This is a genomic window from Bradyrhizobium sp. MI1.4, from assembly GCF_055811315.1.
The window spans coordinates 47,103-54,484 of sequence record NZ_JBVVPP010000048.1 but is presented as its reverse complement, the minus strand read 5'-3'; the positions used below and the strand labels follow the sequence as shown (position 1 = coordinate 54,484).

The following is a 7,382-nucleotide window of genomic DNA, read 5'->3' as shown; positions in this document are numbered from 1 at the left end:
TGTCGCGTTAGCGTACGGTGCTCATAGGCGCTGTGACCGCCCTCGTTCTTCACCATGTCTTCGCGGGCTATAGGTAGTTCCCCAGTGAGCGGACAACCTCAGACAGGCGGGCTCAAACGGACCAAGGCTGGAAGTGCAATGTGGTAAGCGGCACCGGGCCGCCTCTCGCGCGTTCACCTATCTGGGGACCGTTCACTGTGCATTCATGGTCTGCGAGATTTCATTGATCCAGATCAAGTATTACGAACGCGCCTGGCATCTACCGCCTAAAAGGGCAGGATGCGAGTTGACCTGGTCTGCGAGGCCATCGAGACGGCCAAGGAGAAGGCCAAGCAGTTGGTCAGCGGCCGGGATGTGGAGCTATGGGACGGGGACCGGAAGGTAGCAACTTTCGGTCCCGAAGCCTGAGCCCGGCGCTCAGCGGGCGCCTCAGGTGCCGCCTATCGCCGGAATGAATGCTCGATCTGCCCGAGCATAGCCAAGGCCGCGTCCGTATAGCGCCCGTAAGACAGCTGCTGGTCTGCGAGACTAGCCGCCGCCAGTACAAGAGCAGCTATGGTCACGCCCTTGATCATCGGAAGAACGGTAGCCTTGCCGAGTAAAAGAGTCGCTAAATGGTAGCGCAGGCTCAACTCACTTTGCCCGACCAGCCTAGGTAAACGATTTCTGTATTTGGAGCCCCCAAATAGTGCCGCGACTTTCCGCGACAGCTTTATCGATCTGTAAGAAAAGCTGGCTTAACACCCGTCCCCATGGAAAAGCGAACCGCTCGCCGTCGACGTGTATTCAAGTCTGCACTCATCGAGTTTCCCGGAGGCGCCTTCAGTTGCGTCGTCCGAAACTTCTCCGATCTGGGCGCCAATCTTGACGTGCCCAGCGCATCTGGCATTCCGCACGAGTTCACACTGGTCATTCCGAGCGCGCACTCCCAGCTTTCCTGTCGAGCGGTGTGGCGGTCGGAAGGACGCATCGGAGTTGCGTTTTGCTGATCATCGCCCTGGTGCTGGCACTTGGCCCGCGCGGGCTAGAAGGCACGCTCAGGGACGCCCGTGATCCCGGCTTCGCGGTGCCTAGAGATCGTCGTGCCGGCCGGAACCGCAGATGTCGCGGGCCGGTTGACTTATCGCAATCGCTAAATCAGGGTCCTGCTCGCCGGCACGGGGCGGGGCTAAGTAATGACCGACCAGAAGAACTACAATGAGCGCTATTTCCTGCGTTTGCTCCAACATGGCCCGTTTGAGCGGCGACCGCGTGGAGGCTGGCGCTTCGGCGTCAAGGTAATCAGCGACGGCGTCGTTGAGCGGCTCCTCGCCGGTGGCCACACCGAGATTGCCGGCTCGCAATTGAGGCTGAAGCCGCTGGCAAGCCTTAGCTCTAACCCGCCGAGCGGATCGAGCCGAGCGACCACCTCGCCGTGATACTGCTGGCGGACTACCTGACGCGCGAGCGTGACGCGGCCACGCACGAATCGACTGGGTGATCCGCATTCTTGATGACGACCACCGGAACTTTGGCGAGAATGGGAACACTATTGGGAGCCGCAAGGTTCTTCTTCCTCTTAGCGGCTAATGGAACGAGGAGCTTTCTTCCATGGCTACCCAGATCGTGGACCACACAGGCGACAGCAGACATTACTTTGAACAAACTGATCCGAAGGGCCTCGCCGAGGCTGAACATGCCAACAACTATTTCGAAGTCACCGGTTCTCACACCGGCAGGCGATATCGAGTTCAATATGGTACCCTGAGCAATGTTGTAGAGCTCGACGCATCCGGGCAGCCCGCGATCGGCTGGTGTTTCGTTCCTGATCGCGCTCTGGCGGCTGGGGATGTGATGCTCGCTCAGAAGATCGCGCTCGAAACCGACGAAGCCGCAGTGCTCGCGCTTGCCCACCGGTTTTCTCCGAGACTGCCATCTCCGCCCCGAGTAGTGCGGCGTGCTTACTAGGCCGACATGGGCGGGGCCGCCGACCGAGAGGACGGCGACCCCTCGCCGCGAAGGCGCCAATACGCGAAACGAGGACGAGTTCGCGACTGCATCCAGCATCTGCGCTGGGCCGGATCGGCGCAAGAACGTCCGTGCGTTAGTGTTACTTGAGCCGCGGCTTCGTGGATCGGCCTCGTGAGACGATTTCGTCAACAGTTCGCAGCATTCGAGCGAATTCAGACTGAAGATGTCGAGCGTGCGCCGCATCTTTTGGCTCTGAGAGAAAAGCAATCTTCACGAGGAAGCGGTTCAATCGCGATGTGACGAGAAGATTGTCAGAGTGTTGCGAGCGCAAGTTCGTGATCTGGCGTCGTGTCTCAACCAGATCGAACGGGTCACCGTCGGGCTTATTTACCAAATGAAGCTCGTAGCTTTGCGGCGGGGAAACAAGGCCGCCGCGCCGAATATCTTGGCGCGACGACCTCGCCATGGTGAACCCGGATGGGTGCAATGTCCGGTGCAGAGACGCTAACGCTCAGCAGCTCCGGTGCATCGAAACCGCGGGTTAAGCTTGATGTCGCTGCGAGGAGTTAAATCTGGAACAAGCGGCGGCAGCATGCGCGTCCAGTTCGGCGCCCTTGTCCGGAGACGTCACGGCGACGCGGTCAAGGTCCGGGCCTAGCGCTTTGGCGCGGGTTGCGTCGCGGGCGACGGACGCAATGGAACGTCCAGCCTTGGCGGCTGTGTGTGCCGTGAACCGCTCCGGCTTCAAGTTCTCAACTTTAGAACTTGATCCGCGCCGTGCGCCGCCGTGCTTTGTCTCGGGATGCACAGCTTCATAACTTTCCGCTTCGCCCGTTGCCCTACTGTTCAGGATTTCCTATGTCAAACGCGCCGAGAAGATATTCGTCACCAACTGACTGCTCATCCGCCGTTTTCGTGACCAAGGTAAACGCCGCGTCCGGATAACGTGCCCACACATCGAGGTCGTCAGACGTGACGGTGAGATATCCGAAAAAGCACTTATATCGACCCGGCGCCGTCACCCGTCCGATTTTGTCCCAGTTGATTTTGTTAACGCGCATCGCTAGGCCCACTCGTTCTCAGGCACCGAACCGGGCGGAGGTTTAAGTTCTCCGAGACCGGCTTCGATCACAGCCAGCTCGTCCTGGATTACCCTGACCGCGTTTTCGGGGTTGATGCCTGATGCAGCCTGCAATTCAGCCAGCACCTTGCGCCGATGCGCTAGCAACTCCGTCAGCGCGCGACGGTCCCGCACCTTGACGTAGCTAGCGACGATCAATTCCATAGCCTGTGACACGTTCGTCGTTTCCCACCGGTTTGCGCCTATCGGGGGCGGCTAAGTTCTGTCAGGCCGGCTTCGGTCAAACGATATTCGAGACCTTTGCAGGTTGAGCGTCGCTCCATCCATCCGTTTCGTAGAAGGGCGAGCTTTGTTCCGGGGTGATCGGTAAGCTTCGAAGACGACACCCAATCGCGGTCACGAAGAGCATCGAGCATTTGCCGGTGATGCTGATTGAAGAACGGCCTCCGCCTTTCGTGGTGACCGACGTCTTGACCTATCGTTTCATGCGGGCGTTTGGCTTCCATGGCCGTTTGTTGCCATTGCATCATTTACGATCAGTTACTGATCGGAACGACGGCAATCTTTTCTAAATGGTTCATGGATATTGTTCTGCGGCATGGATCACGAGGGCGCATCTGATTGGTTCGTTCCGGCTCTCAGGCGAAGCTACGCTCGTCTGGCAGCGTGGATGACGCGCGGTAATCGCGTGCCAGAGACCAGCCGCTTGCCGGCGCCGCCGCGCTCGGAGCAGCCAACTCGGTTTCCCGACCCACCGCGGCTCCCGGCGCCGCCGCGCACTTAGGCGTTGGGGGCGTCGCGCATGACGAACAATCGCGCATCGAGGCGACCATGGTTGCCCGACGAAGAGGCGGAATTGCTCTCGCACCTTGGCGCAGGTGCCACAGCTGAGGAGGTCGGCGGACGCCTAGGTCGCACCCGGCAAGCGGTTTACGCTCGCTTGCAGCGCTTTCAGAAGCAGCGGGGGCGAGCGAGTAGGAGAGTGGGAAATTCTTCGCTCAGTTACTAGACTGATCGCGCGGCGGCGATGGAGTTCGACCGCTCCATCCTTGGGCTTGCCGGTTCCACGTAGGGCCGCTCGTTGAGCAGTTTCGTTCGGCGTAGTGCGGCATTGCGCTTCGAGACCTGAAGAGCCATTGCCGCTCCCAAATGTGAACAATGGCCGGCGGGCATCACTGCCGCCGCCATCGCTCGCGCTACCGTGGCTGGGGGGCTAATCGGCAGCGCTGACTGCAAGGCTGCCGAACGAGGATTAAGAACCCGCTAACCAATTCAGGCAGGCTCTGGACCATTCAACGGCGAGAAATCGGCGAACTGCGCAGCTATCGCCCGCGCCGCCTCCGGCTAGGCCGCCAGACGCGTGGTGGAGGGCGGCCGAGAATACGAAGGGAAAAGGTCATCCTCGATCAAGACCGTGCCTTCACAAGTTAGACTTGAGCACTTCCAGTGCAGGCGGCTTCCGTGCGGTCCCGTGGACGAGATCATGGCGACCATTGCTTCGTCGCACTGGAGCTTCGCTTGCCGATGGGAGCCGGCGCGGCGCCGACGTGCGGCCGGATTTCGACCCGCCTACCGTCAACTATGGCGGTCTCAATCGGATGATGTTGGATGAGTTGGTTGGATGGGGTGGACACGTTTCTCGGACCTGCGCACGGTAGGCCTTGTCGAAATAGTCCAAGGCGAGGATATGCATGGCTCTCGCTTTTTTAAAGTCGGGTTCTGACAATGCCATCCGGGACGCAATTTCGGCTTGCTTCAAATAGTACTCAGAGCTCGCCACGATGATTCCCCCCAACAACGCCCCCTAACGTCCCAAATTGCAAGTTGTTCCCGCGATAAATTTCCGCGGTGCGGGCTTACCCATCCGCGAGCAGTGTTAGGGAGTCGTCGGCGCACAGTATGGAAGTAGGCCGAAAGCAATTAAGACTTCGCGGCGATGCTCCGCTTCGGGTGCGGTCTTTGCTGTTTTTTCCCAAACTCGGTTACGAGCCCTTAGTCGATTTCATATTAGGAACGACGAAACGATCTGAGTACCGGCAATGACAAAAGAAACGGAACAGGAGGGGCGACGCGTCACCTTCGAGCATGCGCTCCCCGCGCATATGATGGCGATCGACGGCACTGGCGACGCTCATGCACCATCAAGGATGTGTCAGAAACCAGCGCGAGACTTGCAGTTGAAACGTCAATCGAAGGGTTGACTCTGACAGAGTTCTTCTTGCTGCTTTCCTGCACGGGCCTTGCCTATCGTCGTTGTCAGCTCGACCGGGTCAACGGCGAGGAGATTTCGGTAAGCTTCCTGCGGCAGAGAGCAAAGGGGAATAAGATACGGGCGCGATCGACCGCAGCCACGTAAATTTTGGTTCCCGGCGGGAACTTTTTCCTTCTGTCTACTTTGTTACGTCCGGGCAGAGCGAGGATGGAAGGGGGAGTTCGTGGAATTACCGACTGTACTTGTCGTCGAGGACGATGAAGCAGTTCAAGGTGTGGTCTCGGACGTGTTGAACGAGGGCGGCTTCGAGCCGGCTACTGCGCGAACGGGTGAGGAAGCGGTTACTCTGCTGAAGGGGCGTCAGACCAACTACAGCGCGCTCGTCACAGACATCAATTTACTGGGTCGAGTTAGCGGCTGGGACGTCGCGCGTGCGGCTCGTCAAGTCGATCCGAACTTCCCTGTGGTCTACATGACCGGCGCCGCTGCTGACGAGTGGGCCATCCTGGGCGTGCCGAACAGCCTCCTTCTTCGGAAGCCCTTCGCGCCCGCGCAGATAGTGACAGCGGTCTCTCAGCTTCTGAATGTCGGCTCCCAATCGGCTTCCGGCAACTGAGAGCCCACCGTGGACCGCCCAGCATCGATACTCCTGGTCGAAGATGAAGCATTAATTCGGATGATGTTTGTCGAAATGATCGAGGAGCTTGGACACAGAGTTGTCGCCGAAGCCGGACATCTGGATCAGGCCCGGTCGCTCGCCGAAACTGAGCAATACGATCTTGCCATTCTCGACATCAATTTGCAGGGCTCAAATGTTAGGCCAGTAGCGGAGGCAATCACGGCCCGCGGACGACCGTTCTTTTTTCTGAGCGGCTATGGCTCCGGTGGGGTGCCGGAGCAATTCAAGGGCAGGCCCGTGTTGCATCGCCGTGCGGCAAGGCCTGCGCTCCCTGAGGTCCGAGTTGCCGGCTAACGGCGCACGAAATCGCCGAGCAACGGCACAATGCAAAGACGTCCGTGGGACACCGCAGCGCTGACCCGAACCCGGCCGCGCGGCGAACCTTGGTCGGAGATCGCCTGCTCGGCTTCGTCGAGATCGGCGAGAATGCGGCGGGCCGCGCTGAGATGGGCGCGGCCTTCCGCGGTCAGCGTCAGCGCCCGCGTCGTCCGCAACAACAAGCGCGCGCCGAGCCGCCCTGATGTCCAATGATCCTTCTGGCACCGATGAAGATACTTGCGCAGGTCGTAACCGGTGTTGTCCTTTCAACTTCGACAGACCATTCAGAATTCGGCTTCGGCCATCGGCGAGCACCACTTCAAGGCCCAGCGCCATCTCGCGCACGATGGCGTAAGCCAGCACGCCTGCAGCACAAACTCGGCTCCACGAGATGACCTGACGGGGCGCCGGCGGGCGCGTTTGCGCGCGACGCTCAGCCTTTCGCCGCCACCTGGCCGAACAGAACCTTCTTCGATTCCTCGTTGACCGTCGGCGCGTTTGTCGGATTTACCTGTCTGATGACCTCGTAAGCTCGCAACGTGGCGGGCCTCTCCTCTATCGAAGAGAACCAGCGTTTCAGATGTGGAAAGTCTTCGAGCTTCTGCCCTTGCCGCTCGTGAGGAACGATCCAGGGGTAGCAAGCGATATCGGCGATGGAATATTCGCCGGCGATGAATTCCCGATCTGACAACTGCTTGTTCAGGACACCGTAGAGACGATTCGTTTCATTGACATAGCGATCGATGGCGTACGGAATCCTTTCGGGAGCGTAGCCCGAGAAATGGTGGTTTTGGCCGGCCATCGGTCCAAGCCCGCCCATCTGCCACATCAACCACTGCAACACGGCATAGCGCTTCCGGGTTTCGAGGGGCAGCAGTTTTCCCGATTTTTCGGCCAGATAGTTCAAGATGGCCCCGGATTCAAAGATTGAGATGGGCTTTCCACCGCCCATCGGGTCGCGATCGACGATCGCTGGAATTCTGTTGTTTGGCGAAATGGCCACAAAGTCCGGCTTCAGCTGCTCGCCTTTGGAGATATTGATCGGACGTACGTCGTAAGGCAGTCCGGTCTCCTCCAAGCACATCGTAATCTTGTGCCCGTTGGGAGTCGTCCAATAGTAGAGATCGATCATAGGTTGCTAT

8 protein-coding genes and 2 pseudogenes are annotated in these 7,382 nt (G+C 59.3%); 5 read left to right on the top strand and 5 right to left on the bottom strand.

Going from position 1 to position 7,382, the window contains the following annotated elements; all coding sequences use genetic code 11:
- Window positions 1-752 precede the first annotated feature (752 nt).
- The 3 genes from AC0L23_RS32110 (at window position 753) to AC0L23_RS32100 (ending at window position 1,947) form a co-directional block, all read left to right on the top strand.
- The gene (locus AC0L23_RS32110) at window positions 753-989 is read left to right on the top strand and encodes a PilZ domain-containing protein (RefSeq protein WP_473357900.1); all 237 of its coding nucleotides are present in this window, start codon (window positions 753-755) and stop codon (window positions 987-989) included.
- Window positions 990-1,175: 186 nt separating this feature from the next.
- On the top strand, window positions 1,176-1,418 hold the full coding sequence (locus AC0L23_RS32105; RefSeq protein ID WP_473357899.1) for a hypothetical protein: 243 nt from the start codon (window positions 1,176-1,178) through the stop codon (window positions 1,416-1,418).
- A 172-nt stretch (window positions 1,419-1,590) separates the two neighbouring features.
- The gene (locus AC0L23_RS32100; protein WP_473357898.1) at window positions 1,591-1,947 is read left to right on the top strand and encodes a hypothetical protein; all 357 of its coding nucleotides are present in this window, start codon (window positions 1,591-1,593) and stop codon (window positions 1,945-1,947) included.
- Between the two features lie 842 nt (window positions 1,948-2,789).
- On the opposite strand, the gene AC0L23_RS32095 is transcribed toward AC0L23_RS32100, so the two are convergent.
- On the bottom strand, window positions 2,790-3,011 hold the full coding sequence (locus AC0L23_RS32095) for a hypothetical protein (RefSeq protein WP_473357897.1): 222 nt from the start codon (window positions 3,009-3,011) through the stop codon (window positions 2,790-2,792).
- A gap of 2 nt (window positions 3,012-3,013) precedes the next feature.
- On the bottom strand, window positions 3,014-3,235 hold the full coding sequence (locus AC0L23_RS32090; RefSeq protein WP_473357896.1) for a hypothetical protein: 222 nt from the start codon (window positions 3,233-3,235) through the stop codon (window positions 3,014-3,016).
- A gap of 2,231 nt (window positions 3,236-5,466) precedes the next feature.
- Between AC0L23_RS32090 and AC0L23_RS32085 the strand changes: the two genes are divergently transcribed.
- Both AC0L23_RS32085 and AC0L23_RS32080 read left to right on the top strand, forming a co-directional pair.
- A complete protein-coding gene (locus tag AC0L23_RS32085; RefSeq protein ID WP_473357895.1) occupies window positions 5,467-5,859 on the top strand; it encodes a response regulator in 393 nt (130 codons plus the stop codon).
- Window positions 5,860-5,868: 9 nt separating this feature from the next.
- Window positions 5,869-6,216 (top strand): response regulator, encoded by a 348-nt coding sequence (locus AC0L23_RS32080; protein WP_473357894.1) that lies wholly within the window; start codon window positions 5,869-5,871, stop codon window positions 6,214-6,216.
- Here the strand turns inward: AC0L23_RS32080 and AC0L23_RS32075 are convergent.
- The 3 genes and pseudogenes from AC0L23_RS32075 to AC0L23_RS32065 form a co-directional block, all read right to left on the bottom strand.
- A pseudogene (locus AC0L23_RS32075) lies at window positions 6,216-6,437 on the bottom strand (LysR family transcriptional regulator); the annotation flags it as partial. The gene AC0L23_RS32080 and the pseudogene AC0L23_RS32075 sit on opposite strands and share 1 nt — an antisense overlap.
- Window positions 6,438-6,445: 8 nt before the next feature.
- Window positions 6,446-6,600, bottom strand: a pseudogene (locus AC0L23_RS32070) (hydroxyacid dehydrogenase); the annotation flags it as partial.
- Window positions 6,601-6,673: 73 nt separating this feature from the next.
- On the bottom strand, window positions 6,674-7,372 hold the full coding sequence (locus tag AC0L23_RS32065; protein WP_473357893.1) for a glutathione binding-like protein: 699 nt from the start codon (window positions 7,370-7,372) through the stop codon (window positions 6,674-6,676).
- Window positions 7,373-7,382: the final 10 nt, after the last annotated feature.

Excerpts from the sequence above, each read along its gene's own strand:
- AC0L23_RS32110 (WP_473357900.1), top strand. The coding sequence starts at position 753 with ATGGAAAAGCGAACCGCTCGCCGTCGACGTGTATTCAAGTCTGCACTC.
- AC0L23_RS32105 (WP_473357899.1), top strand. The coding sequence starts at position 1,176 with ATGACCGACCAGAAGAACTACAATGAGCGCTATTTCCTGCGTTTGCTC.
- AC0L23_RS32100 (WP_473357898.1), top strand. The coding sequence starts at position 1,591 with ATGGCTACCCAGATCGTGGACCACACAGGCGACAGCAGACATTACTTT.
- AC0L23_RS32095 (WP_473357897.1), bottom strand. The coding sequence starts at position 3,011 with ATGCGCGTTAACAAAATCAACTGGGACAAAATCGGACGGGTGACGGCG.
- AC0L23_RS32090 (WP_473357896.1), bottom strand. The coding sequence starts at position 3,235 with ATGGAATTGATCGTCGCTAGCTACGTCAAGGTGCGGGACCGTCGCGCG.
- AC0L23_RS32065 (WP_473357893.1), bottom strand. The coding sequence starts at position 7,372 with ATGATCGATCTCTACTATTGGACGACTCCCAACGGGCACAAGATTACG.